The organism is Burkholderia sp. Cy-637 (assembly GCF_011753175.1).
GTDB classification, from domain to species: Bacteria; Pseudomonadota; Gammaproteobacteria; order Burkholderiales; family Burkholderiaceae; genus Burkholderia; species Burkholderia gladioli.
In genome coordinates this window covers 1-25,764 of sequence record NZ_VWWC01000054.1, presented here as the reverse complement: position 1 = coordinate 25,764, position 25,764 = coordinate 1, and the positions used below count along the sequence as shown (strand labels likewise).

Here is a 25,764-nt window from a genome sequence, read left to right as displayed (position 1 = left end):
AAGGCTTTGCTTATAGTGTTTCGCCTTGCAGCGGCGGGGGAAGGCAGGCGAGGAAGCTGCGCAGATGGGCCGAATCGTCAGCGGTGCGAAACGTGGCGGCGAGCGTCGACCAGCGGGAGGCGCCGGGGCCGACGAGATGACGGTACACCACGTCCGTGCGTCCCTGGCGCGCCACCGACTCGCCGACGAAGGTCACGCCGAGCCCGGCGGCGACGAGCGCGATCGCTGTCTGGATCTCGTAGGCCTGATGCGCGACGAAGGGCGTCACGCCCGCATCGCGATACAGGGACAACACGGTGCGCTTGAATTGCGCGTTCTGGTGTTTCGGGTACAGGATCAGCGGCGTGTCCTCGAGCTCGGCGATGCGCAGCTTCTTCCTGGCCGCCAGCGGATGATCGGGCGACAGCACCGCCACTACGTGTTCGCGCAGCAGGGAATAGGAGGTGCAGCCGGGCATGTCGAGCGGCTGGCGGCCGATGCCGATGTGGATGCGCATGTCGCGCAGCGCGTCGGCCTGCTCCTCGGTGAGCATCTCGAACAGCTTCAGCTCGACTTCCGGGCAGCGTTGATGAAAGGCCTTCAGGGCGGGCGGCAGGATGCTGTACATCGAGGAACGCGTGAAGCCGATCGACAACCAGCCGCGCTGCCCGATGCCGATTTCCTGCGCGCCGAGGCTCGCCTGTTCCCAGGCGCCGAGGATCTGCCGCGCCTCGGTGCAGAAATAGTGGCCCGCCTCGGTGAGCTGCAAAGGCCGCCTGGCGCGATCGACGAGCTTGGTGCCGAGCCGCTCCTCCAGCAAGCGGATCTGCTGGCTCAGCGCCGGTTGCGCGATATGCAGGCGCTCGGCGGCGCGGCTGAAATTCAGTTCCTCGGCCAGGATGACGAAGCACTGCAAGGACCTGAAATTCATGGCGACGTTCCTGGAATGCGGTGAGCGACGCGCGCCGGATCCTGCGAGGATGAGGTGCGCGCGGCCCGTCGGTTCGGGAGGGCAATGATGTCATAAAGCGGAGGGAAACCTGCTTCCCCTTGTCATCTTTGCTGGGTGGCTGGATGTGTCAACCTCGAGGCACGAACCTCCCTTGCCACGGCACGATAGACGTCCGATGAAAACCATTCCTCGTATCGTGATGGCAACTGTCCTGGCCATTCCGGTTTTCTTCGGGCTGTCGCTGATCGACCCACTCGCGAGATGGGTCGGGAGCGCACGGGCCTGGGATCTGCTCGCGCCGCTGTTCCAACTGTTGGGCGCGAACGGCATCGAAACAGAGGAAGACGTGCTGATGGGCGTGTTGTTCGTCGCAAGCTTCGTGATCGCGCTGCTGATCATCTGGATGGCGTCGAGGCTGCTGCGACGTACACGCAAGGCTGCGTGACAAATACCGTCATGTGTCGCCGGCTTGCACGCCACGCAGCCTGGCCCGAATCTCGCCTAGAATGAAATCGTGAAGCAGCCCATCGCGGGCCCGGTACGCGCTCCCCGCGCATCGTCCGCGGCGACACGGAGGCCATCATGCCGGCAACGCTCGAGGTCCCGACCCAAGTCGATCCGATCCCCTACGAGGGATATGAAATCCACGTCACCGTCAAACCGGCGGGCGCGGTCGCCAACCGCTACACCTATGTCGCCTACGTCTGCCATCCCGGCGCGAGCCCATCCCTGCCCGGTCATACGGTGCCGTTCCATCCGAACGGCGAGGAATGCTTCGCGACGCCCGGCGAGGCGGTGGCCGATGCGAAGCGGGTCGGCGCGCTGATCGTCGACGGCTCGCATCCCGACCTGTCGGTGCTGTCGCTGGTCACGCACGGCTACTGAGCCGGCCGCGCCTCGCATCGGGCGACGCACAAGGGCACGCGGCCAGTGTGCATCAGCACACTGGCCGCGCCGCCTCACACCGATCCCCCAAGCCGCTAGGCACGCTCGGCAGCGCCCCGGCAAACCACCCGCCCCGCCTCCCGCGAATCGCGTTTCGCGGCACGCGCCACGAAGCGCTCGGACACCAGCAGCGCGACCAGGGCCGCCAACGTCAGCCCCGCCGACACGGGCGCCAGCGCCCCCAGCCCGACATGATCGGCCACCCGCCCGCCGATCCCCGCCCCCAGCGAAATGCCGAGAAAGATCCCCGACGAATTGAGCGCGATCACCATGCCGCGCGCCTCGGGCGCCAGCGACACCACGCGCCGCAACTGCGAGGGATAGAACAGGTCCTGCATCAGCGCCCATATCACCAGCAGCGCGATCAACAAGCCTTGCCTCGGCCCCTCGCCCCAGGCCACCGCGCCAAGCAGCGCGATCGCGACGAACACCGGGGTCATGGTGCGCATCACGAGCTTCAGCAGGGCCTCCGCCGAGTAACGCAGCGACAGGCGCTGCGCGACCACGTTCCCGACGATCCCCGTCACGCCGAACACCAGCAGGGCCAGTCCGCCCTGCGCCGCGCTCGCGCCGAAGCGCGTCGTCACCAGCGGCAGGATCAGCGTGTAGGTCGCGAAAAACGCCGCCGTCTGCAGCACGATCACGGCCAGGCCTGCCGCCGTGGCCGGCTGCGCGACGAGCCGCGCGAGCCCCGCCGGGCGCATGCGCTCGCCGCGCGAGGCATCGCGCACGGTCGAGACGATCCAGCCGCCGCTGGCCGCCGAAGCCACCGCCAGCACCACGAACACCATCCGCCAGCCCCAGGTCTGCGCGATCGCCGCGGCCAGCGGCGCCGCGATCACGCTCGATAGCGTGACGCCGACGAAGACCACCGCGAGCGCCTTGCCGCGCCGCTCGACGGGCGTGATCTCGGCGCCGATCGCGTTCGCCAGCGGGCTGACCGCGCCCGCGCCGATGCCGGCCACGATGCGCGTGGCGAGCAGCCAGCCGAAGCCCGGCGCGGCCGCGCCGGCCAGCGTCGCCGCCACCAGCGTGACGAGCCCGCCCAGCAGCAGGCTGCGTCGCCGCGCATGCCCGGCCAGCATCTGCAGCAAGGGCGCGCCGATCGCGAAGGCGATCGAGAACGCACTCATCAGCAGCGCCGCCCGCCCCGGCGTGATGCGCCAGGCGCCGGCCAGCGCGGGCAGCGCGCCGACCACGCCATACGACATCGCGCCCACCGCGAAATTGGCGCTCGCGAGCGCACGCAGCGCGTGTCGCTCGGGTTCCGCTATTGCCATGCTGAGGTCCTCCCGGTTCGATCCTCGAGTCAGGGCGACAGTCTGCGTGCGCGCTTGGTATATTTGAAATCGATTGTCGATATGGGAGACATCCACATGACAAATAGCTTGTCGTCGCTGCGCGGCGCGGACCTGGCCCTGCTCGGTTCGCTCGACGTGCTGCTCGACGAGGCCAACGTCACGCGCGCGGCGGCGCGGCTGCACCTGAGCCAGCCCGCGCTGTCGGCGCAACTGGCGCGGTTGCGCGAACTGACCGGCGACCCGCTGCTGGTGCCGGCCCGCAACGGCCGCGGCATGACGCCGACGGCCCGCGCGCTGGCGATCCGCGAGCCGCTGCGCGCCGCCTTGCAGAGCCTGCAGGCGGCGCTCGCGCATGGTGCCGGTTTCGACCCCGCGCAGGACGCGCGCACCTTCCAGATCCTCGCCAGCGACAACGGCTTCGTGATGGCGGCCGTGGACCTGGTGCGGCGCGTCGCGCAGCTCGCCCCGAAGCTGCGCCTGGCGTTCCGCACGGTGCCGGTCGACAGCTTCGCCAACTGGCTCGAGAGCGGCACGGCCGACCTGCTGATCGCGGCGGACTTTTCGATTCCGGCGGGCCTGCAATCGCGCGCCCTGTTCCATGAGCGCTACGTGATGGCGCAACGCAAGGGCCATCCGCGCGGCCTCGCGCCGCCCGACCTGGATGCCTACTGCGCGCTCGGCCACGTGCTGGTATCGGGCGACGGCGGCGGCTTCCACGGTTTCATGGACGATCTGCTGGCGCGTACCGGACGCGGCCGCCGCGTGGCGATCTCGGTGCAGCACTACCACCTCGCGCCGCTGGTGCTGGAGGCCACCGACCATGTCTGCGCGCTGCCCGAGCGTTTCCTGCTGCGCTTCGCCGACCGGCTCGACCTGCTGCCGCTGCCGGTCGAGGTGGCCGGCTTCGGGCTGAGCGCGGCCTGGCATCCGCGCAACGAGGCGAATGCCGCGCATCGCTGGCTGCGCGAGCAGTTGTTCGCGTCGGTCGGGCTCGAACCCGAGGCGGATGGTTGAGGCGAGCAGTCGAGGCAGCCGGCCGAGGCATGCGCCAGGCGCCGCGCTCGCCTACAATCGCCCCGACATCCCACCGTCCCCGCCAGGAGCCTGCATGACACGCGATCTCGGTCTCGAGGAAGTCGTCAACGACGAATTGCGCGACGAGGCCTGGATCACCGGCCGCGCGATGTTCGGCGGCTGGGCCTGGATGGCCGACGGCAACCTGCTCTGCGCGGCCCGCCACGACGGCATGCTGGTGCGCCTGGGCAAGGGCCGGGAGGGCTGGGCGCTCGCGCTCGACGGGATCGAGCCGATGCGCAACGGCGGTCGGCCGATGACGGGCTGGGTCTGGGTCTCGCCCGAGCGTTGCGCGCAGGACGCGGTGCGACGGCGCCTGCTCGACGCCGCGCTCGCCTTCGTGAAGACGCTACCGCCGAAATGAGGCAGCGCCAACGGCGCCTGAAGCCCCGCGCAACGAGCCCGTCACGGCCGCCGGCGATGCATGAAACGTGCCGCCCCGCTCGCGCCGGGCAGCTTACAGTCCCCCGTTTTCGCGAACCGGCCGCGCGCACAGGTTAAACTCTGGCCCTGCGCGATGCCGCCACGGCATCGGCCATCAATCGCCGCAGCGCCGTCTACCCGGCCTGCCCCGGCCCATGGAGTCCCAGTTGATGAGCGGCGGCATTCCGCGTCTAGCCATTCGTTTCCCGATCTTCGCCCGTGCCCGGGCGCCCATCCTCGCCGCGCTGCTCGCCACGCTCGCGCTGTCCGGCTGCAGCCTGTTCCGCGCCCCGCAGGCGCCCGCGCCGATCGTCGACGCGGCCGTCGAGACGCTCGACGAGGACGGCCTGCCGATCGCCACGCCCGAGCCCGCCTCCGAGGTCGAGGCCCCCGACGACGGCGACACGCAGCGCAAGCCGCACCGCGAGACGCCGCGCCCGCGCGTGGTCAAGCGCCCCTCGCCGCCGCCCCCGCCCCCTGCGCCGCCTCCGCCTCCGCCGCCGCTGATCCAGACGCGCACCATCGAGCGCAACCAGGTGCATTCGCTGCTCGACAGCGAGGTGCGGCGCCGCGACGGCAAGGTGATCGGCCGCGCGGTCGACATGATCGCCGACTCGGCCGGCAAGCCGAACCGGATGATCGTCAACCTGCAGGGCTTCATGGGCATCGGCGACCGCAAGGTCAGCTTCCCGTGGCGCCTGTTCCGCTTCACGCCGGGCGGGCGCAGCCAGCCGATCCTGCTCGACGTGCCGGCCGGCGAGCTGCCGCCGGCCGACCGCCCCAAGGCGGTGTCGCTGAGCGGCTCCTCGCATGCCGACGAGACGCCGGGCCTGATGCCGATCGTCGATGCCGACGTGCAGCGCGGCAACGGCACCGAGATCGGCCGCGTGGTCGACGTGCTGATCGACCGCGATGCGCAGCCGCAGGCGGTGGTGCTGGATCTCGGCAGCCTGGTGAACCCGGATCGGCGCACCATCGCCGCGAGCTGGTCGGCGCTGCGCTTCGCGCCGAAGGACAAGTCGCTGCGCGCCCTGCTGGACCTGTCCGACGCCCAGCTGAAGGCCTCGCCGCCCTACCAGGCCGACAAGCCGGTGATCGCCGTATCGCCGCCCGCCGCGACGCCGGCCTCCAGCAGCGCGGGTGCCAATCGATGACGGGCGGCAACACGGTCAGCATCCGCAGCCTGCGCTCCCTCGACTGGCTCAACTTCTTCGTCGCGAACGTGCAGACGGGCTTCGGGCCGTTCATCGCGTCCTATCTCGCTTCGCACAAGTGGACCCAGGGCGAGATCGGCCTGGTGCTGTCGATCGGCACCATCAGCGCGATGGTCAGCCAGGTGCCGGGCGGCGCCGCGGTCGACGCGCTGAAGAACAAGAAGGGCGCGGCCGCCTGGGCGATCGCGGCCATCATCCTGTCGGCGGTGCTGCTCGCCAGCAGCCCGACCATCGTGCCGGTGATGGCGGCCGAGGTGTTCCACGGCTTCGCCAGCTGCATGCTGACGCCCGCCCTGGCGGCCATCTCGTTCGCCCTGGTGGGGCGCGCCAACCTCGGCGACCGGCTCGGCCGCAACGCACGCTGGGCCTCGATCGGCAGCGCGGTGGCGGCGGGACTGATGGGATTGACGGGCGAATACATCTCGGCGCGCGCGGTGTTCTGGCTGACCGCCGCGATGGCCATGCCGGCGCTGGTCGCGCTGGCGATGATCCAGCCCACCCACACGGTGGTGGCGCCCAACACGGGGCGCGCGCGCGATGCCGGCGAGGGCGAGCGCGAGACCATCTTCGACCTGCTGCGCGACCGCCGCATGCTGGTGTTCGCGGCCTGCGTGGTGCTGTTCCACCTGTCCAACGCGGCGATGCTGAACCTCGCCGCGGGCGAGGTGACGGCCGGCATGGGCGACAACGTGCAACTGGTGATCGCGGCCTGCATCATCGTCCCGCAGGCGATCGTGGCGATGCTCTCGCCCTGGGTCGGCCGCTCCTCGCAGCGCTGGGGGCGCCGGCCGATCCTGCTGCTCGGCTTCGCCGCCCTGCCGGTGCGCGCCCTGCTGTTCGCCGGGGTCGGCAGCCCCTACCTGCTGGTGCCGGTGCAGATGCTCGACGGCATCAGCGCGGCGGTGTTCGGCGTGATGCTGCCGCTAATCGCCGCCGACGTGGCCGGCGGCAAGGGCCGCTACAACCTCTGCATCGGCCTGTTCGGGCTGGCCGCCGGGATCGGCGCGACGCTCAGCACCACCCTGGCGGGCTTCGCGGCCGATCACTTCGGCAACACCATGAGCTTCTTCGGGCTGGCGGTGGCCGGCGCGCTGGCGGTGGCGCTGGTGGCGGTGGCGATGCCGGAGACGCGCGATGCCGGGCTCGACGACCCGGGCCCGGACGACAGCGCCGGCAGCCCCGATACGTCGGCGAAGACGGCCTGAGCGCGAGGCGGGACGCGATGGACACGATCCGCACGCTCGACGAGACGCGCCGCCAGATCCAGCAGTCGCTGGCCTCGCTGTTCAAGGGCATGTCGCTGCGCCAGCGCGCGGCCCAGGGCGCGGTGATGGCCCTGCAGGCCGTGTGCGGCGCCTGCCTGGCCTACGGGATCGGCCTCGCGCTGCATTCGGAGCAGGCGGTGTGGGCGGCCGTCACCGCGATCGCCGTGACCCAGCATCAATACGCCGACACCATGAACCTGTCGCGCGACCAGTTCATCGGCGCGATGGTGGGCGGCGTGCTCGGCTTCGCCGGCGCCGCGCTCGGCCATGCCGACATCACCCCGCGCCTGCTGGCCTACGCGGTCGCGATCGCCGCCACCATCGTGATCTGCTGGTGCCTCGACGTGGGCAGCGCCGCGCGCCTGGGCGGCGTGACCGCCACCATCGTGATGCTGTTTCCCGGCAACGGCCCGCTGTGGGACATCCCGCTGATCCGGCTGGGCGAGGTCACGCTGGGCACGGTCTGCGCGCTGCTGGTGTGCGCGGTGCTGGCGCGCATCGAGCGCTGGTGGTGGCCGGCGCACCGCCACGAAGCGCCCGACCAGGCGGATCGGAAAACCGGGCCGCCGCCCGCGCGATGACACCGTGCGTGCTCGCCGCGCTCGCGACACCATGAAAAATGCCCGCTCGACGCGGGCATTTTTTCTTGGCGAGCCGGGTTCCCGGCAGCGAGGTACGAAGGGGCGCTCAGGGGCCGATGCTCAGCACGATGCCGGTGCCGATCTGTACCTGCAGATGGTCGCCGCCGATCCCGACCCACTGGTAACCGCGGCGCGGCGGCGGCAGGTTGTAGCTGCGCCAGTCGTCGATCACGTATTGACGGTCCCGGTACTCGCTCGGCAGGCGATCGCCGCGATGCCAGTCGCGATGGCCTTCGATGAAACCGCCGGGCGGTTCGTCGCGCGGCGCGGGACGCATCGGCGGATGGCCGGCCGTGCCGCCATGGCCGGGATGCGGATGATACTGGCCCGGACCGCCGGGGCCACCATGGCCGCCAGGGCCGGGACCGTGGTCGCCGCCATGGGGCGGCTGCTGCGCGAACGCGAGCGAGGAAGCCAGTGAACCGGTGAGCCACACCGCGAGCAGCCATCGAGACGTCTTCATGTCGTTTCTCCCAGGTTGGCCGGCCGTGTGGTCGGCCGACACCGGAAGACTAGCATGGGGACGGATGCCGGGGCGTGACAGGCCTGCCCGGCGCCCGGAGCTCGCTCAGGCGGCCTGCTGCTGGAACTGGATGCGATGCAGGTGCGCGTAGAGCCCGTTGCGGCGCAGCAGCTCGTCGTGGCTGCCCTCCTCGGCGATGCGGCCGGCCTCGAGCACCAGGATCCGGTCGGCGCGCTCGATGGTCGACAGCCGGTGCGCGATGACGAGCGTGGTGCGCCCTTCCATCAGCCGCTCCAGCGCGGCCTGCACGTGCCGTTCGGATTCCGAATCGAGCGCCGAGGTGGCCTCGTCGAGGATCAGGATCGGCGCGTCCTTGTAGATCGCGCGCGCGATCGCCAGGCGCTGGCGCTGGCCGCCCGACAGGCGCATGCCGTTGCCGCCGATCAGCGTGTCCATGCCCTCGGGCATCGCCGCCACCATCTCGGCCAGGTTGGCGGCCTCGAGCGCGGCCTGCACGCGCTCGCGATTCGGGGTGCCGCCATAGGCGACGTTGGCCGCGATGCTGTCGTTGAACAGCACCACGTCCTGGCTGACCATCGCCAGCTGGCTGCGCAGCGCATGCACGTCGTAGTCGACGATCGGCACGCCGTCGACCAGGATCGCGCCGTCGGTGGCGTCGAAGAAGCGCGGCAGCAGGTTCACCAGGGTCGACTTGCCGCCGCCCGAGGGCCCGGCCAGCGCCACCATCTCGCCCGGCGCGACCTTGAAGGAAATCCGGTCGAGCGTGGGGCGCTCGCTCGCGCCGTAGTCGAAGGACACCGCGCGGTATTCGATCTCGCCGCGCGCCTGGGCCAGCGGCCGGCCGCCGCCCTTGGGCTCGAGCGGCTCGTCGATCAGGCCGAAGATCAGCTCGGCGGCCGTCATGCCGCGCTGCAGCGGCTGGTTCACGTCGATCAAGTGCTTGAGCGGCGAGATCACCAGCAGCATCGAGGTGACGAAGGCCACGAAGCCGCCCACCGTGGTCTGGTCGTTGGCCGACTGCACCACCGCGATGGTGATCACGATCGCCAGCGCGATCGAGGACAGGAACTGCGTGATCGGCTGGGCCAGGCCGCCCGAGATCGTCATGCGCATCGCGTAGCCGCGCAGGCGCTTGCTCATCGCCGTGAAGCGGTCCATCTCGTAGCGCTCGCCGTTGTGGGTCTTGACCACCTTGTAGCCGGCCACGGTCTCCTCGACGATGTAGGACAGCTCGTTGGTCAGCGTCTGGTGCTCGCGGTTCAGGCGCCGCAGGCGGCGGTTGATCTTGCTGACCAGCCAGCCGATGCCGGGCAGGATCACCGCGACGATCAGCGTGAGCTGCCAGTTCAGGTAGAACAGGTAGCCGAGCAGGAAGATCACCGTCATCGAGTCGCGCACCAGGGTGATCATCACGCCGGTCAGCACGCTGAGGATCTGGTTCACCTCGAACACCACCGCGTTGATCACGGTGCTGGCCGTCTCGCGCTGGAAGAACGAGGCACTGGTGTGGATCATGCGCTCGAACATCTCCAGCCGCAGCTTCAGCAGGATCCGGTTCGAGACGTAGTTGAGCAGGTAGTTCGAGGCGTATTGCGCGACCCCGCGCACCAGCGCCAGGCCGATGATCGCGGCCGGCACGAACCACTTGGCGCGTTCGCTGCTGTGCGCGCCGAAGCCGTGGTCGAGCAGCGGCTTGAGCATGGCCGGAATCCCGGCCTCGGTCGCCGCCACCACGCCCATCGCGACGATCGCCAGCACGATGATCAGGATCAGCGGGCGGATATACGGCCAGAGACGGCGCATCACCGCCTGCGGCGAGGTGTTGGCGCCCGTGCCGATCGACTTGCGCAGGGTGTTCTGGGTTTCCAAATCAGGTCCTTCCAGGTTGCCGCGCGAATTCGCGGCGCTATGCTCGACGACGAATCGCCGCACATCAAAAAATTGGCGAAACATTATAGCCTTCCGCCCATCCAGAAACCGGGGCCGGAGGAAGGCCGCCGCGGCGGCGCCCGGAAGCGGCCGCCGGGGGGGCGCCGGGAAGGTATACTCGCGCGCACCGCCTGTCTCGCTTCCGACCCTCTCGCATGGCCGAACCCACTCTCGGCGTCGCGCTGATCGCGCTGAACGCCGCCGCCCGCCTCTCCGACTGCCTCGCCTCGCTCGATTTCGCCGACGAGGTGGTGCTGATCGACGGCGGCAGCACCGACGCGACCGTCGAGATCGCCCGGGCCCACGGCGCGCGCGTGGTGGTCGAGCCCGACTGGCCCGGCTTCGGGCCGCAGAAGAACCGCGCGATCGCCCAGTTGTCGACCGACTGGATCCTCTCGCTCGATACCGACGAGGTGGTCACGCCCGAGCTGGCCGCCTCGATCCGCGCCGCGATCCGCGCGCCGGGCGCCGACATGTACGCCATCGACCGCCTGTCGAGCTTCTGCGGCAGCTGGATCAGGCACGGCGGCTGGTATCCCGACTGGATTCCGCGGCTGTTCAGGCGCGGCACGGCGCGCTTCTCCGACGACCTGGTGCACGAACGGCTGATCCACGACGGCCCCGCCGCGCGCCTGACGGGCAAGCTGCTGCATTACTCCTACGAGGACTTCGAATCGGTGCTGCGCAAGCTCGACAGCTATTCGAGCGCGGGCGCCAGGCAACGCCACGCGGCCGGCCAGCGCGGCGGCTTCGGCAAGGCGCTGGGCCGCGGCGCCTGGGCCTTCGTGCGCACCTACTTCCTGCGGCGCGGCTTCCTCGACGGGCGCGCCGGCTTCATGATCGCGGTATTCAACGCCGAGACGGTCTACTACCGTTTCCTCAAGCTCGGCGCGCGCGCCGCCGGCAAGCCACCCCGCGCCTGAGCCGGCGGCGCGCGCGACGGGACGGGTACAATGCGGGCCACCCGTCGCGCAGCACGCCGGCCCGAGCCGGCCATGCCCGACCTCCGTTCCCGAAGCCGATCGCCATGTTCTCCATCCTCATCCCGACCTGGAACAACCTCCCGTACCTGCAATGCGTGATCGCGAGCCTGCGCCGCCATTCGGCACATGATCACCAGATCATCGTGCACGTCAACGACGGCTCGGACGGCACGCTCGACTGGGTTCGCCAGGAAGGCATCGAGCACACGGCCTCGCCCGCCAACATCGGCATCTGCCACGCGGTGAACCTGGCCGCGGCGCGCGCCACGCGCGAGTACATCGTCTACATGAACGACGACATGGCCGTCTGCCCGGGCTGGGATACGGCGCTGGCGGCCCGCATCGCAGGCCTGCCCTCGAACCTGTTCATGCTGTCGGGCACCATGGTCGAGCCGGTCGACACCGGCAACCCCTGCGTGGTGGTGCGCGATTTCGGCCGCGACGCCGCCGCGCTCGACCTCGACGCGCTGGCCGCCGCCACGCCGGGCCTGAAGCGCGCCGACTGGCTCGGCGCGACCTGGCCGCCGACCCTCGTGCATCGCGACTGGTGGCACCGCGTCGGCGGCTACAGCAGCGAGCTGAGCCCCGGCATGAGCAGCGACAACGACCTGTCGATGAAGATGTGGGATGCCGGCTGCCGGATCTTCCTCGGCGTCGGCGACAGCCTGGTCTATCACTTCCAGCAGAAGAGCACCGGCAAGATCGTGAAGAACGACGGCCGCCGCCAGTTCCTCAACAAGTGGGGCATGACGCAGGCCACCTTCGACCGCTACTACCTGCGCCGCGGCCAGCCCGCCGGCACCACGCTGGCGCTGGCCGAGCCGCCGCTCGACGGCCGCCTCAAGCGTGCGCTGCTGCGCTCGCGCCTCAAGCGCGCGTTCTCCTGATCCCGCCGACCTGCCCGCGCGTCGCGCCTTCCCCGCGCGGCGCCGCCGATTCCCGCGAATGATCCCGCCGATGTCCACGATCGCCCCGCAGCCCGCGCTCCCGAGCCGCCGGCTGACGCTCGCCCGCGCGCTCGCGATCCTCGCGATGTGCATGGTGCCCGTCTCCACCGCGCTGACCAACGTGTTCTGCGCCCTCTTCGCGCTGGCGGTGCTGAGCGCGCCGGAATGCTGGCGCGGCCTGCCGGCGCTGCCGCGCCAGGGCGCCGCGCTGGCCGCCCTGCTGCTGCTCGCCGCGCTGGCCGCGAGCGTGGCCTGGTCGGTCGCGCCGGCGCACGACGGCTGGCAATGGGTCGCCAAGTACGACAAGCTCCTGCTGCTGCCCTTCGCGGTGCTCGCCTTTCGCGATGCCGCGCCGAGCTGGGCCGCGATCGCGCGCTGGAGCCTGTTCGCGACCCTGGTGGCGGTGCTGCTGCTGGCCACCAGCAACTTCCTGGGCCTGAGCCGGATCGGCCCGCTCTATGAAGCCGGGCTGCCGACTTCCCGCGCCTGGGTGTTCAAGAACCACATCGCGGCCGGCATGTTCGGCGCGCTGCTGTTCTACCAGGCCGCCGACCTGATGCTGGCCGCGCGTGCCGCGCGCGCGCGGATCGCGCTGGGCGCGATCGCGGCGCTGGCGCTGGCGTATGTCTACGTGATGCTGCAGGGGCGCACCGGCCAGGTGATCGGCCTGCTGCTGGTGGCGGTGATCGCCTGGCGCGTGCTGGGCCGCCTGCGCCGCCGCTCGCCCAAGCTCGCGGCGGCGGCCGCGCTGCTGTTCGTGCTGGCCGCGCTGGCCGGCGCCGGCCTGGTGCTGACGCGCCACGACAGCCGCCTGATGCAGGTCGCCGGCGAAGTGCAGGCCTACCGGCAGACCGATGCGGCCACCTCCTCGGGCCTGCGCCTGGCCTGGTACCAGCGCGCGCTCGGACTCTATGCCGAGCGCCCCCTGGTCGGCTACGGCGTGGCGGGGCTCGGCGTGGAATTCAAGCGCCTGGCCGCCGGCAAGACCCTCGCCGAAGCCAGGCTGACCGAGAATCCGCACAACGAATACCTGCTGATGGCCGTGCAGCTCGGCACGCTCGGCCTCGCGCTCTTCATCAACCTGCTGGTGCAGGCATGGCGCGCCAGCCGCTCGCTGGACGCGCGCTCGCGCCATCTGCTGCTGGCCTGGCTCACGATCTTCACGATCGGCTGCGGCGCGAACTCGCTGCTGCTCGATTTCTCGGAAGGGCACCTGTTCGTGCTGCTGGCCGGGATCCTGATCGGCTGCGGCTATCGATCCGAAGGCGCGCCGCGCGCGGCCCTGGAACGCGCCTGAGGCGCTGGCGAGCCGGCGCCCGCTCAGGCCGCCGGCCGCACCAGGTGGATGGCGTTGATCACCCGCGAAGGCGCCGAGCGCGCCGCCTCGGCCGGCAGGCCGAGCATCTCGGCCGCGACCGCCGCCACGCGCGCGGTCGACATCTGCAGCAGGCAGTCGCTGTAGCTGCCGACATGACGCTCGCAGCCTTCCTTGCGACAAGGCACGCAACTGCCCTCGCCCTGCAGCAGGAACACCTGGCCGTGACGCCCCGAACCCACCAGCGGCCAGGGATTGCCCTCGCCGCGCCAGCCTTGCGGCCAGGGGCCCCAGCGCACCGGGTCGGACGGCCCGAACAGCGCGATCACGGGCGTGCCGGTGGCCGCGGCCACGTGGGTGGCGCCGGTATCGGGGCCGACGAACAACCTGGCGCGCCGCACCAGCTCGGCGCTCTCGCCGAACGACAGGCGCCCGACCAGGTTCAGCACCTCGCCGCCGGCCGCCGTCGCGATCTGCTCGGCATATTCGCGCTCGTTCGCGGCGGGACCGCCGCTCAGGGCGATCGCGTAGCCCAGGCCGCGCAACCAGCCGATCAGCTCGACCCAGCCATCGCGCCGCCATTGCTTGTAGGCGAACATCGGATAAGGGTGCAGCACCACCAGCGGCTGCCCCGCGGCGATCGCCGGCGAGCTCGCGAGCAGCGCGTCGAAGCGCTCGCGCTGCGCGAGATCGCCGCCGAGCCCCGGCGCGACCACCTCGGGCACCGGTTCGACGCCGATTGCCGGCGCCAGCGCCAGCGTGCTGATCACGGTGTGTTCGTGCTGGTGATCGTTGATCGCGATCCGGTTCAGCAGGAAACGCGTCCAGAGATTGATGCGATTCGGATCGACCAGGCCCACGCGCCGCCGCCCGGCGAACCAGGTGTAATAGCGCGGCCGATCCGAGCTGAGCGCCGCGCAGGCCAGGTCGTAGCGGCGCCAGAGCCGCGCCGCGTCGCGCAGGCGCTCGCCGAGCCCGGCGCGCTGTGCCACCACGATCACGCGACGGATGTCCGGATTGCCCTCGAGCACGCCCTCGGTGCCGCGAAACACCAGCATGTCGATCGGCGTATCGGGCCAGCGCGCCTTCAGCGAGCGGACGATCGGCGTGGTCAGCAGCACGTCGCCGATGCGGCGCGTCGCGACGACCAGGATGCTCTCGGGACGGCGATCAGGGGGAAACAGGGCGGCCACGGTCTGGGTTCTGGTGTGGTGGGGATCGAGGCTCGCACTGTACTCGATTCCGCGGCGCCCCGCGTGGGGAGCGGGCACGGCGCGCGCCGGAAGCGACGGCGAGGCCGGCGGATGAAAACGAGCGGCGGGAGACACAGCGAATCGGCCCGGTCGAATGACCGGGCCGATTTCGTGACTCAGTAGGCGATTTCCACCGTGCCGTCGCCGAAGATGGCGCGCAGCTCGGCCAGCAGCGTATCGCTCGGCTTGACGCGCCAGGCATCGCCCAGCCGCATCTCGCCCTGCGCGCGCGCGTTGTTGTAGAGGATCTGCACGGCCAGCCCGTTCGGCATCGGCATCGGCGCGCGGCGGCCGCCATCGCGTCCCTCGCGCCCGCCGCGGGACGGCGCCGGCGCCGGTGCCGGTGCCGCGACGGCCGGCGCGGGTTCGGCCTTGGCCACATGCGGCTCCAGCACGCGACGCAGCGCGGCCGCGTCGGCATTGCCGTTCATGGTCATGCGCACGGCCTGCGCGTAGCGGCTGCGCGCACGCTCGAGATCCATCACCGCATCGGCCGTGAAGCGGATCCCGCCCGTGAACGCGTCGTTGCGCGCCTGGCCCTGCACGATCAGCAGTTCGTCTTCCTTGAACAGGCCGCGGTTCGCGTCGAACTGCTCGTTGAACACCGTGATCTCGCACTGGCCGGTGCCGTCGTCGAGCAGCGCGATGATCATCTTGCCGCGTTGCGTCATCTGGGTGCGCAGCGAGGCGATCACGCCGGCCACCAGCTTGTCGCGCCCTTCCTTCAGCTCGCCGAGCTTCATCCGCGCGAAACGGCGGACTTCCTCGCGATAGGCGTCGAACAGGTGCCCCGACAGGTAGAAACCGAGCGCGCCCTTTTCCTCCTGCAGGCGACGCTTCTCGTCCCAGGCTGGTTCGTCCACCAGCGCATGCGCGTGCGGCGACTCGGCACCCATGTCGAACAGGCCGGCCTGCATCGCGTTGGCCTCGGCCTGGTCGGCCGCCTCCATGGCGAGCGGCACCGAGGCGATCAGCTGCGCGCGGTTGGCCGTCAGCACGTCGAAGGCGCCGGCGCGGATCAGCGCCTCCACGGTGCGGCGGTTGACGAGGCGGCGGTCGATCCGTTCGCAGAAATCGAACAGGTCCTTGAACACGCCACCTTCCTTGCGCGCCCGCAGGATCTCCTCGATCGCGTTCTGGCCGCTGCCCTTGACGGCGCCCAGGCCGTAGCGGATCGTCTTCGAGCGCTTGCCGTCGGCTTCGGCGACCGGCTCGAAGCGGTATTCGGACTGGTTGATATCGGGCGGCAGCACCTTCAGGCCATTGAGCTCGCAGTCGTCGAACAGGATCTTCACCTTGTCGGTGTCGTCCATCGCGAGCGTCATGTTGGCCGCCATGAATTCGGCGGGATGATGCGCCTTCAGCCAGGCGGTGTAGTAGGCCAGCAGCGCGTAGGCGGCCGCGTGCGACTTGTTGAAGCCGTAACCCGCGAACTTCTCCATCAAGTCGAAGATCTCGTCCGACTTCTCGCGCGTGAGGCCGTTCTTCGCGGCGCCCTCGGCGAAGATCTCGCGGTGCTTGACCATCTCCTCGGGCTTCTTCTTGCCCATCGCGCGACGCAGCAAGTCGGCGCCGCCCAGCGAGTAGCCGCCGATGATCTGCGCCATCTGCATCACCTGCTCCTGATAGACCATGATGCCGTAGGTCTCTTTCAGGACCGGCTCGACGCGCGGATCCGGGTACTCCACCTTCTCGCGGCCGTGCTTGCGGGCGCAGAAGCTCGGGATCAGGTCCATCGGGCCCGGCCGGTACAAGGACACGAGCGCGATGATGTCCTCGAAGCGGTCGGGCTGGGCGTCCTTCAGCATGCCCTGCATGCCGCGGCTTTCCAGCTGGAACACGGCGACCGTGTTCGCCTTCTTGAGGATCTGGAACGAGGCGGGATCGTCGAGCGGGACCTGGGCCAGCGACCAGTCGGCCTTGGCCGGATCGAGCCGGCGGATGAAGCGCTCGGCCCAGTCGAGGATGGTCAGGGTGGTCAGGCCCAGAAAGTCGAACTTCACCAGCCCGACCGCCTCGACGTCATCCTTGTCGTACTGGCTGACCACGCCGCCGTCGTCGCCTTGGGCGTACAAGGGGCAGAAATCGGTCAGCTTGCCCGGCGCGATCAGCACGCCGCCGGCGTGCATGCCGACGTTACGCGTGAGACCCTCAACGCGCTGCGCGAGATCGAGCAGCTGATGGACCTCGTCCTCGTTGTCGTAGCGCTCCTGCAGCAGCGGCTCTTCCTTCATCGCGTCGGCGATGGTGACGTGCTTGCCCGGCTTGAACGGGATCAGCTTGGCCACGCCGTCGGTGAACATGTAGCCGAGGTCGAGCACGCGCCCGATGTCGCGCACGGCCGCCTTGGCGGCCATGGTGCCGAAGGTGGCGATCTGCGAGACCGCGTCGGCGCCGTACTTCTCCTTCACGTACTGGATCACGCGATCGCGGCCGTGCTGGCAGAAGTCGATGTCGAAGTCGGGCATCGAGACCCGCTCCGGATTCAGGAAGCGCTCGAACAGCAGGTTGTAGCGCAGCGGATCGAGGTCGGTAATGCCCAGCGAATAGGCCACCAGCGAGCCCGCGCCCGAGCCGCGGCCCGGGCCGACCGGCACGCCGTTGTTCTTGGCCCAGTTGATGAAGTCCGCCACGATCAGGAAGTAGCCGGGGAAGCCCATCTTCTTGATCGTGTTGCATTCGAATTCGAGGCGCTGGTAGTAGGTCGCGCGCTGCGCGTCCCGCTCGGCCTCGTCGGGGAACAGCTGCGCCAGGCGCTTCTCGAGCCCTTCCTGCGAGAGCTGGACCAGGTAGTCGTCGAGCGACATGCCGTCCGGCGTCGGGAACAGCGGCAGCTTGGGCTTGCCGAGCTCGAGCTTGAGGTTGCAGCGCTTGGCGATCTCGACCGTGTTCTGCACCGCCGAGGGGATGTCGGCGAACAGCTCGGCCATCTCGGCCTGGGTGCGGAAGCGTTGATCGATGGTGAAGCGCTTCTGGCGGCGCGGATTGGCGAGGATGTCGCCTTCCGAGATGCAGACACGCGCCTCGTGCGCGGTGAAATCCTCGTCGCCCATGAACTGCAGCGGATGCGTGGCGACCACCGGCAGCTGCAGCTCGGCCGCGAGCTTGGCGGCTTCCTGCACATAGGCCTCGCCGCCGGGCTGGCCGTAGCGCTGCAGCTCGATGTAGAAGCCGCCCGGGAACACGCGGGCCCAGCGCTGCGCATGGCGGCGCGCGGCCTCGGCGTTGCCGGCCGCCAGCGCGATGCCGATATCGCCCTGCTGCGCGCCCGACAGCGCCAGCAGGCCCTGGCCGAGCTCGGATTCGAGCCATTGCGCGTCGACCTCGGCGCGGCCGCGATACTGGTTGGTGAGCCAGGCCTTCGAGAGCAGCTCGCAGAGATTCAGGTAGCCGGCCTTGTCGCGCACCAGCAGCAAGAGGCGCGAGGGCTTGTCGCGATCGTCGTGGTTGGTGATCCAGACATCGCAGCCGGCGATCGGCTTGACGCCCTTGCCGCGGGCTTCCTGGTAGAAACGGACGAGACCGAATGCATTGCCGAGATCGGTGAGGGCGAGCGCGCCCTGACCGTCGGCGGCCGCCGCCTTGACCAGGTCGTCGAGGCGCACGATGCCGTCGGCAATCGAGAATTCGGAGTGAACGCGAAGATGGACGAAACGGGGATCTGACATGGGCGTTATTGTAGCCGCGTCACGACGAAGGCAACGCCCGCGCGCGGCAAAAATCGACGCAGCCGGCCATCCGGCCAGGCCGGGCCTGGGCCGCGACATCCTGCCTCCATCGCCCGGCCGACTGGTTTGCCGGCGCGTTTGCGGGATAATACGGGTTTGCTCATTCACGCGGCGGCCCGCCGCACGGTATCGCACCCCATTTGCGCCGGCCCCGGCGCCCGCGCGAGCCGTGCCCGCCCCGCTTCATCCCCGGTTCATCATGTCCATCGTCAACCTCGCCGCCTACCGCTTCGTCACGATCGAGTCGCCCGAAGCCTGGCGGCCGCTCGTCACCGAGCGCTGCCAGTCGCTCGGGCTGCGCGGCACGATCCTGCTCGCCCCCGAGGGCATCAACCTGTTCATCGCCGGCCCGCGCGAGGCCACCGACGCGTTCGTCGCCTATTTGCGCGAGGATGCGCTGTTCGCCGGCAAGTTCGCCGACCTGCAGTTCAAGGAAAGCCTGTCCGATTCGCAGCCGTTCCGGCGCATGCTGGTGCGCATCAAGCGCGAGATCATCACCATGAAGAAGCCGGCGATCCAGCCGGAACTGGGCCGCGCGCCCTCGGTGGACGCCCGCACGCTGAAGGCCTGGCTCGACCGGGGCCATGACGACGAAGGCCGGCCGGTGGTGATGCTCGATACGCGCAATGCCTTCGAGGTCGACGTCGGCACCTTCGACCAGGCGCTCGACTACCGCATCGACAAGTTCAGCGAATTCCCGGCCGTGATCGACGCGAACCGCGCCGATCTCGAAGGCAAGACCGTGGTGTCGTTCTGCACCGGCGGGATCCGCTGCGAGAAGGCCGCGATCCACATGAAGGACATCGGCATCGACCACGTCTACCAGCTCGAGGGCGGCATCCTGAAGTATTTCGAGGAAGTCGGCGGCGCGCATTACCACGGCGACTGCTTCGTGTTCGACTACCGCACCGCGCTCAACCCGCAGCTGGAGCCGACCGCCGACGTGACCTGCTTCGCCTGCCGCGCCGTGGTGTCGGCCGAGGACCAGCAATCGCCGCACTACGTGCCGGGCCGCTCCTGCCCGGCCTGCGCGACGGCCCAGCCGGCCGCCCGCCCGGCGGCCTGAGCCCGGGCCGCGCCGCCTCTGCCTGCCAGGGTCTCGCTTGACACCACGCTATCGCGGCCGTTTCGCACCCTCGCCCACCGGCCCGCTGCATTTCGGCTCGCTGGTCGGCGCGCTCGCCAGCTGGCTCGACGCGCGCGCCCACGCGGGCGACTGGCTGGTGCGCATCGAGGACGTCGACGGCCCGCGCACGGTGCCCGGCGCCGCGCGGGAAATCCTCGCCACGCTCGCCGCCTTCGGCCTGAACCCCGACGAACCGCCCGTCTGGCAGAGCCGGCGCGACGCCGAATACACGGCCGCGCTCGACGCGTTGACGGCGGCCGGCCATGTCTACCCTTGCGGCTGCACCCGCAAGGAGATCGCCGACTCGCTGCGCGCCGCGCACGAGCGCCACACCACGCTGGCCTATCCCGGCACCTGCCGCGACGGCCTGCATGGCAAGCCGGCCCGCGCCTGGCGGCTGCGGGTGCCCGACGGCGCGGCGGCCGTGATCGGCTTCGACGATCGCTGGCAGGGCCGGCAGTCGCAGGATCTCGCCACCGAGGTCGGCGATTTCGTGCTCAGGCGTGCCGACGGCCAATGGGCCTACCAGCTCGCCGTGGTGGTCGACGATCGAGATGCCGGCATCACCCACGTGGTGCGCGGCGTCGACCTGCTCGATTCGACGGCCCGGCAGATCCATCTCCAGCACTGCCTCGGCGCGCCGACGCCGGCCTATCTGCATGTGCCCGTGGTGGTCGACGCGAACGGCGAGAAGCTCAGCAAGCAGACCGGCGCCAGCGCGCTCGACGCCTCGGCGCCGCTGGTCTCGCTGAACGCCGCGGCAGACCACCTGGGGCTCGGGCTGGCGCCATCCGCGCACGCCTCGCGCGATGCCTTCTTCTCCGCCGCCACCGCCGCCTGGGCCGCTCGTTTCGGTCCCGGCGCGCGCTGAGCGCGCCTTACGCCGCGCCGCGTTTTTTTCCCGGTAAACGGAAACGGGCGGATGCTCTCGCATCCGCCCGTTTTCAGGCTTTCAGGCCGGATTCCGCTCAGGAAGACGTGCGGCGCGGCATGCCGAAGCCGCCCAGCAGCGCGGCCAGCGGCTGCTTCGACTTCTTCTCGCTCGATGCCGGCTGCTTGGTCGCCTCCTCGGGCTCGCGCGCGCTCGGCGACGGCTCGTAGGGCTTCAGGAAAAACTCGTCGACCGGTGCCTCGCGGCGCGAATGATGGTGATGCGTGCGCTCGCCGCCGTGCCCGTGCGAACGGCGCGGGCCGCGCGATTCGTCGCGATCGCGGCTGCGCTCGCTGCGTTCGCCACGCTCGCCGCGTTCCTGGCGCGCGCGCACCGGCGCGTCGATCGCGAGCGGCTGCAGCGGCAGGTCGCGCTTGATCAGCTTCTCGATATCGGCCAGTTGCTTGCGCTCGTTCGGGCTGCACAGCGACAGCGCGTCGCCCGAGGCGCCCGCGCGGCCGGTCCGGCCGATGCGGTGCACGTAATCCTCGGCGTTGAAGGGCAGGTCGAAGTTGATCACGGCCGGCAGCTCGGCGATGTCCAGGCCGCGCGCGGCCACGTCGGTGGCGACCAGCGCCTCGACCTCGCCGCGCTTGAAGGCATCCAGCGCCTGCATCCGCTCGTTCTGGGAGCGGTCGCCGTGGATCGCGGTGGCGACCACGCCGTCGCGCTCGAGCTGGCGCGCCAGGCGGCTCGCGCCGATCTTGCTGTTGCAGAACACGATCACCTGCTTGAGCGAGCGATCACGGATCAGCTTGACCACCGCGGCCTGCTTGTCGCCCTCGGCGATCTCGTAGACCACCTGCGTGACATTGGTGGCCGTCGCATTGCTGCGCGCCACCTCGATGGTCTGCGGGTTGCTCAGGTAGGTCGAGGCCAGCTTCTTGATCTCGGGCGAGAAGGTGGCCGAGAACAGCAGGGTCTGGCGCTGCTTGGGCAGCAGGTTCAGGATCCGCTGCAGGTCGGGCAGGAAGCCCATGTCGAGCATGCGGTCGGCCTCGTCGAGCACCAGCATCTGCACCTGGCCGAGGTTGGCCGTCTTCTGCTGCACGTGGTCGAGCAGACGGCCCGGCGTGGCGATCAGGATCTCGACGCCGCGTCGCAGCTCGGCCATCTGCGGGTTCATGTCGACGCCGCCGAACACCACCGCGCTGCGCAGCGCCGTGTGCTTCGCGTAGGAATGCACGTTGGCGGCCACCTGGTCGGCCAGCTCGCGCGTCGGCGTGAGGATCAGCGCGCGCACCGGGTGGCGCGCCGGCGAGGCGCTGCTGCTGGCCTGCGGCAACAGGCGCTGGATGATCGGCAGCGAGAAGCTGGCGGTCTTGCCGGTGCCCGTCTGCGCGGCGCCCATCACGTCGCGCCCGGACAGCACGACCGGAATCGCCTTGGCCTGGATCGGCGTCGGCGTCGTATAGCCCTGCTCCGCAATGGCCTTCAGAATGTCGGGCGCGAGGCCGAACTGATCGAAAGTTGCGTCGACGGACGTGGCTGCTGAATCGGACATGGTTGGCGTTTCGCTCAAATGGCGCGGCGGGAATTCGGGTGTGGCCGGGCCGATTGCCGGTGGCCGCACGAACAACACGGTGGAATGAATGACGGAACTGCTGCGACGCGCCGCGCGACGCCGCCACGGCGCCGGGTCGAACCCGGCGCGCCGCCCCGTGCGGCCGAACGCCGACGGAAAGGGCGGTATTGTAGCACTGGCCCGTGACGGCGCCCGTCGACGCCTCAGGGACGCTTGCGGCGGCCCTGGATCTCCTGGCAGTCCGCCAGCAGCGGCGCCGCCGAGCTGCCGGCGATCTCGTCGCTCAGCGTGGCGGCCGGCCCCTTGGTCCACCAGGTGTAGCGGCCAGCCTGGTAGCGCGCGCCCGAGGCCGACAGCGTGTCGACGAACAGCATCGGCTGGCCGTTCACCGGCACCAGCGCGAAACTCTGGCCGTTGCGGGCCAGCCAGTAGGCGACCCGCACCGGCCGCGCCTGGTTCGCGCACTGGTAGCGGGTGAAGCTGCGCGCGTCGGTATCGATTTCCTCGACGGTCGCTGCGCGGCCTGGGCCGCCGATATGCCCGCGAGGCCGACCAGCAGGCCCGCGGCGAAAATGATGCGCTTCATGCGCGTGCTCCTTGCCCCTGCCCGGGCGCTGCCATGCCTGGCCAACTCGATCAGGGATCGATCACGCCGGCACAGGCATCGGTCGGCGCGGCCGCCACATGGCCGACCACGGGCACGATCTTGAGGCCGGCCGACGCGACCCGGCACGGCGCCGCGGCCAGGCCGCAGCCCGACACCGCCAGGCACAGCGTCGCGATAAGTACCCATTTCATCTCGAGACTCCTCGGCCGCAGCGTTTGGCTGCCGCGGCCTTCGATACGGTTTGCGCGAAATCGGGCCGGATCGATGCACGCCTTCCCGGCCCGGAAAAACACGCACGACCCGCTTCCACCCAGGTGGGCCGGCACCTGCCCCGCCCCAGCCCGGCCGTGCCGCCTCAGCGTGCGGACACGGGCCGGACCGCCGCGGCGGCCCGCTTGGCGCGCTCGCGCGCCTCGTCGACATCGGCGCCGATCGCCACCGCCACGCCCATGCGACGCTTGGTGAAGCTCTCGGGCTTGCCGAACAGGCGCAGGTCGACGCCCGGCACGGCCAGCGCCTCGGCCACGCCCTCGAAGGCGATGCCGGCCTCGTCCAGGCCGCCGTAGATCACCGCCGAGGCGGCCGGCGACGTGAGGGCCGGATCGACCGGCAGGCCGAGGATGGCACGCGCATGCAGCTCGAACTCCGACTGCCGCTGCGAGGCCAGCGTCACCAGCCCCGTGTCGTGCGGACGCGGGCTGACCTCGGAGAACCAGACTTCGTCGCCGCGCACGAACAGCTCGACGCCGAACAGGCCGCGGCCGCCCAGGGCCGTCGTCACTTGGTGTGCAATCTCGCGCGAACGTTCCCGGGCAATCGCGCTCATCGGCTGCGGCTGCCAGGATTCCACGTAGTCGCCGGCGACCTGCAGGTGGCCGACCGGGTCGCAGAAATAGGTCCGGGTTTCCTTGCTGGCCGGGTCGATCGCGCGCACCGTGAGCTGGGTGATCTCGTAGTCGAAATCGATGAAACCCTCGACGATCACGCGGCCGTGGTTCACGCGCCCGCCCGCCATCGCATGCTGCCAGGCCGGCTCGACATCGGCCTCGCCGCGCAGCACCGACTGCCCCTTGCCCGAGGACGACATCACCGGCTTGACCACGCAGGGGAAACCGATCGAGGCCACCGCGGCGCGGAATTCCTCGATGGATTGCGCGAACGCGTAGGGCGAGGTCGGCAGGCCGAGCTCCTCGGCCGCCAGGCGGCGGATGCCCTCGCGGTTCATGGTGAGCTGGGTGGCGCGCGCGGTCGGGATCACCTCGGCGAGGCGCTCGGACTCGATCGCGGCCAGCGCGTCGGTGGCGATCGCCTCGATCTCGGGCACGATCAGGTGCGGCTGCTCGGCCTCGACCAGCGCGCGCAGCGCGGCCGCGTCGGTCATGTCGATCACGTGCGCGCGATGCGCGACCTGGTGGCCGGGCGCGTTCGCGTAGCGATCGACGGCGATCACTTCGACGCCAAGGCGCTGCAACGCGATGATGACTTCCTTGCCGAGTTCGCCGGCGCCCAGCAGCATGACGCGCGTGGCGGAGGGCGAGAGCGGCGTACCGAGCCGCTGACCGATCTGCATGAGATTTCCCGCTGAAAAGATTGGGGTGAAGACGTGGATACGACCAAGGCGCGATGTTAACACGCAGCTTCGGCGCGAACCGGCCTGCAGGCGACGACGCAACCGGCGACAGAACGTTTCGCGCCGCCGATGGTCGGCTCGCCTCGCGCGCTCCGACTGCGTTACTCTTACGCCTTTGCCAGCATCACCATGAATTCGAGGAACGAGGCCATGCATAAACCTTCCGCGGCCGCGCGCACGCGCCCCAGCTTCGTCCGTTCGCTGCGCGCGCCGCTGGCCGCGATCTCGCTGGCCGCGCTGGCCGCCTGCGCGATCCCGACCCACCCCGATTCCTCCGCCCCGCCCTCCGATCCGTTCAACCCCGCCGCGATCCAGTTGATCGACGACACCAGCTGGCAGTTGGCGAGCTGGCGCAATGCCGACGGCACGCAGCGCGAACTGCCGCCGCAGGATCAGGGCGCGAACGGCCAGCCGGCCGTGCCGACGCTGACGCTGTCGACCGCCGACGGCGTGCGCCGCGCCTCGGGCTTCTCGGGCTGCAACCGCTTCGGCGGCACCTATGCCGTGAAGAACGGGCTGCTCAGCTTCGGGCCGCTGGCCGGCACGCGCATGGCCTGCCCGAACAGCGCCGGCGGCAAGCTGGAGGCGCCGTATCTCGACGCGCTCGCGCACGTCACCAAGGCCGGCCTGCAGATGCAGGCGCCGCAACAGCTCTATCTGGTCACGCAGGATGGCGCGACACTGACATTCTCCCGTCGCGACACCCCGTGATCCTGTCGAGACGCGCGGCGGCACGGCGCGCCTCGGCGGCAGGTAATACAACAGGAAGACACAAGATCCTTCCGGCTCGCGGCCCGCGCGCGCGGGCCGGATGCACCGGACGCTCAAACCCGACGGGCCGCGCGCGGCGCCCGTCCTCGTGATCCCACGTTTCCAGGTATGCATACGGTAGTTTTCGGCTGGTTCGGTATTTCGGCCGTCTGGTTCATTCCCCTCGTCTGGCGGCTCGTCAAGGGCATGCTGCCGGGTGGCGCCAAGGGCGGCTCGATCCGTCTGTGGCTCGGCTTCGCGAGCGTGTTCGTCGCGAGCTGCACGCTCGCCACCGCCCTGCCCGGCGACGCCGGCACCGACCGCTTCGGCCAGTTGCTCGCCACCGGCTTCGAGCACGTGTTCGGCCATATCGGCACGCCGCTGGTGATGGTGGTGTTGCTGGTGGCCGGCCTGCCCTGGCTGTTCGGGCTCGACTGGCACACCACCAACGACTGGCTCGACGCCTCCTTCGGGTTCCGCCTGGGCCGCGGCTCGCGGCGCGACGAGGACGAGCCGCGCTCGGTGGCCGACCTGCCGCGCAGCGCCCTGCACCGCGACGAGGACCGCCGCGTGCGGCGCGCCGGCGACGTGCAGCCCTCGACGGCGAACACCATCAACTCGATGGCGCCCAAGCGCAACGGGCGCTTCGCGCGGCCGACGCTGTGGCGGCCCGATCCGAAGCGCGACACGGCGCGCGATGCGCGGCGCGAGCCACGCCGCGAGGAGCCACGCGGCTGGACCCCGCCGCCCACCACGCGGGCA

Annotated in this window: 23 protein-coding genes and 1 pseudogene; 14 read left to right on the top strand and 10 right to left on the bottom strand. The window is 70.3% G+C overall.

Annotated elements, in window-relative coordinates; translation table 11 throughout:
• Positions 1-10: 10 nt before the first annotated feature.
• Positions 11-910 (bottom strand): LysR family transcriptional regulator, encoded by a 900-nt coding sequence (locus tag F3J10_RS16440; RefSeq protein ID WP_025096505.1) that lies wholly within the window; start codon positions 908-910, stop codon positions 11-13.
• A gap of 196 nt (positions 911-1,106) precedes the next feature.
• Between F3J10_RS16440 and F3J10_RS16435 the strand changes: the two genes are divergently transcribed.
• Entirely contained in the window at positions 1,107-1,376 is a 270-nt protein-coding gene (locus tag F3J10_RS16435) for a hypothetical protein (protein WP_167242490.1), read from the top strand.
• A gap of 137 nt (positions 1,377-1,513) precedes the next feature.
• On the top strand, positions 1,514-1,816 hold the full coding sequence (locus F3J10_RS16430; protein ID WP_013698923.1) for a hypothetical protein: 303 nt from the start codon (positions 1,514-1,516) through the stop codon (positions 1,814-1,816).
• 95 nt (positions 1,817-1,911) lie between these two features.
• Here the strand turns inward: F3J10_RS16430 and F3J10_RS16425 are convergent, their stop codons facing one another.
• Entirely contained in the window at positions 1,912-3,156 is a 1,245-nt protein-coding gene (locus F3J10_RS16425; protein ID WP_167242489.1) for an MFS transporter, read from the bottom strand.
• Between the two features lie 96 nt (positions 3,157-3,252).
• On the opposite strand from F3J10_RS16425, the gene F3J10_RS16420 reads away from it, so the two are divergent.
• The 5 genes from F3J10_RS16420 to F3J10_RS16400 all read left to right on the top strand — a co-directional run bounded on the left by F3J10_RS16420 (position 3,253) and on the right by F3J10_RS16400 (position 7,734).
• Positions 3,253-4,191 (top strand): LysR family transcriptional regulator, encoded by a 939-nt coding sequence (locus F3J10_RS16420; protein WP_167242488.1) that lies wholly within the window; start codon positions 3,253-3,255, stop codon positions 4,189-4,191.
• 94 nt (positions 4,192-4,285) lie between these two features.
• Positions 4,286-4,615, top strand: a complete 330-nt coding sequence (locus F3J10_RS16415) for a cold-shock protein (RefSeq protein ID WP_025096509.1) — start codon at positions 4,286-4,288, stop codon at positions 4,613-4,615.
• Positions 4,616-4,844: 229 nt separating this feature from the next.
• A complete protein-coding gene (locus tag F3J10_RS16410; protein ID WP_167242487.1) occupies positions 4,845-5,828 on the top strand; it encodes a PRC-barrel domain-containing protein in 984 nt (327 codons plus the stop codon).
• Complete coding sequence (locus F3J10_RS16405) at positions 5,825-7,093, top strand: MFS transporter (protein WP_167242486.1); 1,269 nt, start codon at positions 5,825-5,827, stop codon at positions 7,091-7,093. Before F3J10_RS16410 ends, F3J10_RS16405 begins: the two co-directional genes overlap by 4 nt.
• A gap of 17 nt (positions 7,094-7,110) precedes the next feature.
• On the top strand, positions 7,111-7,734 hold the full coding sequence (locus tag F3J10_RS16400) for an FUSC family protein (protein WP_166913806.1): 624 nt from the start codon (positions 7,111-7,113) through the stop codon (positions 7,732-7,734).
• 106 nt (positions 7,735-7,840) lie between these two features.
• Here F3J10_RS16400 and F3J10_RS16395 read toward each other — a convergent pair whose 3' ends face one another.
• Together F3J10_RS16395 and msbA are read right to left on the bottom strand one after the other, a co-directional pair.
• Positions 7,841-8,257: an RcnB family protein gene (locus tag F3J10_RS16395; protein ID WP_166913804.1), complete on the bottom strand. Its 417-nt coding sequence runs from the start codon at positions 8,255-8,257 to the stop codon at positions 7,841-7,843.
• A gap of 105 nt (positions 8,258-8,362) precedes the next feature.
• Complete coding sequence (gene msbA / locus F3J10_RS16390; protein ID WP_025096514.1) at positions 8,363-10,147, bottom strand: lipid A export permease/ATP-binding protein MsbA; 1,785 nt, start codon at positions 10,145-10,147, stop codon at positions 8,363-8,365.
• Between the two features lie 215 nt (positions 10,148-10,362).
• On the opposite strand from msbA, the gene F3J10_RS16385 reads away from it, so the two are divergent.
• From F3J10_RS16385 to F3J10_RS16375, 3 genes are all read left to right on the top strand, one after another.
• Complete coding sequence (locus F3J10_RS16385; protein ID WP_025096515.1) at positions 10,363-11,130, top strand: glycosyltransferase family 2 protein; 768 nt, start codon at positions 10,363-10,365, stop codon at positions 11,128-11,130.
• Between the two features lie 104 nt (positions 11,131-11,234).
• On the top strand, positions 11,235-12,077 hold the full coding sequence (locus F3J10_RS16380) for a glycosyltransferase family 2 protein (RefSeq protein ID WP_167242485.1): 843 nt from the start codon (positions 11,235-11,237) through the stop codon (positions 12,075-12,077).
• Between the two features lie 70 nt (positions 12,078-12,147).
• A complete protein-coding gene (locus F3J10_RS16375; protein ID WP_167242484.1) occupies positions 12,148-13,434 on the top strand; it encodes an O-antigen ligase family protein in 1,287 nt (428 codons plus the stop codon).
• A 23-nt stretch (positions 13,435-13,457) separates the two neighbouring features.
• On the opposite strand, the gene F3J10_RS16370 is transcribed toward F3J10_RS16375, so the two are convergent.
• Together F3J10_RS16370 and dnaE are read right to left on the bottom strand one after the other, a co-directional pair.
• Positions 13,458-14,645 (bottom strand): glycosyltransferase family 9 protein, encoded by a 1,188-nt coding sequence (locus F3J10_RS16370; protein WP_167242496.1) that lies wholly within the window; start codon positions 14,643-14,645, stop codon positions 13,458-13,460.
• Positions 14,646-14,821: 176 nt separating this feature from the next.
• Positions 14,822-18,373, bottom strand: a complete 3,552-nt coding sequence (dnaE, locus tag F3J10_RS16365; protein WP_167242483.1) for a DNA polymerase III subunit alpha — start codon at positions 18,371-18,373, stop codon at positions 14,822-14,824.
• A 259-nt stretch (positions 18,374-18,632) separates the two neighbouring features.
• Between dnaE and F3J10_RS16360 the strand changes: the two genes are divergently transcribed.
• Positions 18,633-19,499, top strand: a complete 867-nt coding sequence (locus F3J10_RS16360; RefSeq protein ID WP_025096520.1) for a sulfurtransferase — start codon at positions 18,633-18,635, stop codon at positions 19,497-19,499.
• Positions 19,500-19,536: 37 nt separating this feature from the next.
• On the top strand, positions 19,537-20,430 hold the full coding sequence (gene gluQRS / locus F3J10_RS16355; RefSeq protein WP_167242482.1) for a tRNA glutamyl-Q(34) synthetase GluQRS: 894 nt from the start codon (positions 19,537-19,539) through the stop codon (positions 20,428-20,430).
• 97 nt (positions 20,431-20,527) lie between these two features.
• Here gluQRS and F3J10_RS16350 read toward each other — a convergent pair whose 3' ends face one another.
• The 4 genes and pseudogenes from F3J10_RS16350 to purT form a co-directional block, all read right to left on the bottom strand.
• On the bottom strand, positions 20,528-21,994 hold the full coding sequence (locus F3J10_RS16350) for a DEAD/DEAH box helicase (protein WP_025096522.1): 1,467 nt from the start codon (positions 21,992-21,994) through the stop codon (positions 20,528-20,530).
• A gap of 224 nt (positions 21,995-22,218) precedes the next feature.
• A pseudogene (locus F3J10_RS16345) lies at positions 22,219-22,601 on the bottom strand (MliC family protein).
• Between the two features lie 50 nt (positions 22,602-22,651).
• The gene (locus F3J10_RS16340; protein WP_017919513.1) at positions 22,652-22,813 is read right to left on the bottom strand and encodes a DUF6726 family protein; all 162 of its coding nucleotides are present in this window, start codon (positions 22,811-22,813) and stop codon (positions 22,652-22,654) included.
• A gap of 164 nt (positions 22,814-22,977) precedes the next feature.
• Positions 22,978-24,192, bottom strand: coding sequence for a formate-dependent phosphoribosylglycinamide formyltransferase (gene purT / locus F3J10_RS16335; protein WP_025096524.1), 1,215 nt, complete (start codon positions 24,190-24,192; stop codon positions 22,978-22,980).
• Between the two features lie 210 nt (positions 24,193-24,402).
• On the opposite strand from purT, the gene F3J10_RS16330 reads away from it, so the two are divergent.
• Together F3J10_RS16330 and F3J10_RS16325 are read left to right on the top strand one after the other, a co-directional pair.
• Complete coding sequence (locus F3J10_RS16330; RefSeq protein ID WP_046577608.1) at positions 24,403-24,963, top strand: META domain-containing protein; 561 nt, start codon at positions 24,403-24,405, stop codon at positions 24,961-24,963.
• A gap of 168 nt (positions 24,964-25,131) precedes the next feature.
• The coding region (locus F3J10_RS16325) for a DNA translocase FtsK 4TM domain-containing protein (RefSeq protein ID WP_240155608.1) at positions 25,132-25,764 on the top strand (633 nt) is incomplete at its 3' end.

Coding starts and splice junctions, on each gene's coding strand:
- F3J10_RS16440 (WP_025096505.1), bottom strand. CDS start 910: ATGAATTTCAGGTCCTTGCAGTGCTTCGTCATCCTGGCCGAGGAACTG.
- F3J10_RS16435 (WP_167242490.1), top strand. CDS start 1,107: ATGAAAACCATTCCTCGTATCGTGATGGCAACTGTCCTGGCCATTCCG.
- F3J10_RS16430 (WP_013698923.1), top strand. CDS start 1,514: ATGCCGGCAACGCTCGAGGTCCCGACCCAAGTCGATCCGATCCCCTAC.
- F3J10_RS16425 (WP_167242489.1), bottom strand. CDS start 3,156: ATGGCAATAGCGGAACCCGAGCGACACGCGCTGCGTGCGCTCGCGAGC.
- F3J10_RS16420 (WP_167242488.1), top strand. CDS start 3,253: ATGACAAATAGCTTGTCGTCGCTGCGCGGCGCGGACCTGGCCCTGCTC.
- F3J10_RS16415 (WP_025096509.1), top strand. CDS start 4,286: ATGACACGCGATCTCGGTCTCGAGGAAGTCGTCAACGACGAATTGCGC.
- F3J10_RS16410 (WP_167242487.1), top strand. CDS start 4,845: ATGAGCGGCGGCATTCCGCGTCTAGCCATTCGTTTCCCGATCTTCGCC.
- F3J10_RS16405 (WP_167242486.1), top strand. CDS start 5,825: ATGACGGGCGGCAACACGGTCAGCATCCGCAGCCTGCGCTCCCTCGAC.
- F3J10_RS16400 (WP_166913806.1), top strand. CDS start 7,111: ATGGACACGATCCGCACGCTCGACGAGACGCGCCGCCAGATCCAGCAG.
- F3J10_RS16395 (WP_166913804.1), bottom strand. CDS start 8,257: ATGAAGACGTCTCGATGGCTGCTCGCGGTGTGGCTCACCGGTTCACTG.
- F3J10_RS16385 (WP_025096515.1), top strand. CDS start 10,363: ATGGCCGAACCCACTCTCGGCGTCGCGCTGATCGCGCTGAACGCCGCC.
- F3J10_RS16380 (WP_167242485.1), top strand. CDS start 11,235: ATGTTCTCCATCCTCATCCCGACCTGGAACAACCTCCCGTACCTGCAA.
- F3J10_RS16375 (WP_167242484.1), top strand. CDS start 12,148: ATGTCCACGATCGCCCCGCAGCCCGCGCTCCCGAGCCGCCGGCTGACG.
- dnaE (WP_167242483.1), bottom strand. CDS start 18,373: ATGTCAGATCCCCGTTTCGTCCATCTTCGCGTTCACTCCGAATTCTCG.
- F3J10_RS16360 (WP_025096520.1), top strand. CDS start 18,633: ATGTCCATCGTCAACCTCGCCGCCTACCGCTTCGTCACGATCGAGTCG.
- F3J10_RS16350 (WP_025096522.1), bottom strand. CDS start 21,994: ATGTCCGATTCAGCAGCCACGTCCGTCGACGCAACTTTCGATCAGTTC.
- F3J10_RS16340 (WP_017919513.1), bottom strand. CDS start 22,813: ATGAAATGGGTACTTATCGCGACGCTGTGCCTGGCGGTGTCGGGCTGC.
- purT (WP_025096524.1), bottom strand. CDS start 24,192: ATGCAGATCGGTCAGCGGCTCGGTACGCCGCTCTCGCCCTCCGCCACG.
- F3J10_RS16330 (WP_046577608.1), top strand. CDS start 24,403: ATGCATAAACCTTCCGCGGCCGCGCGCACGCGCCCCAGCTTCGTCCGT.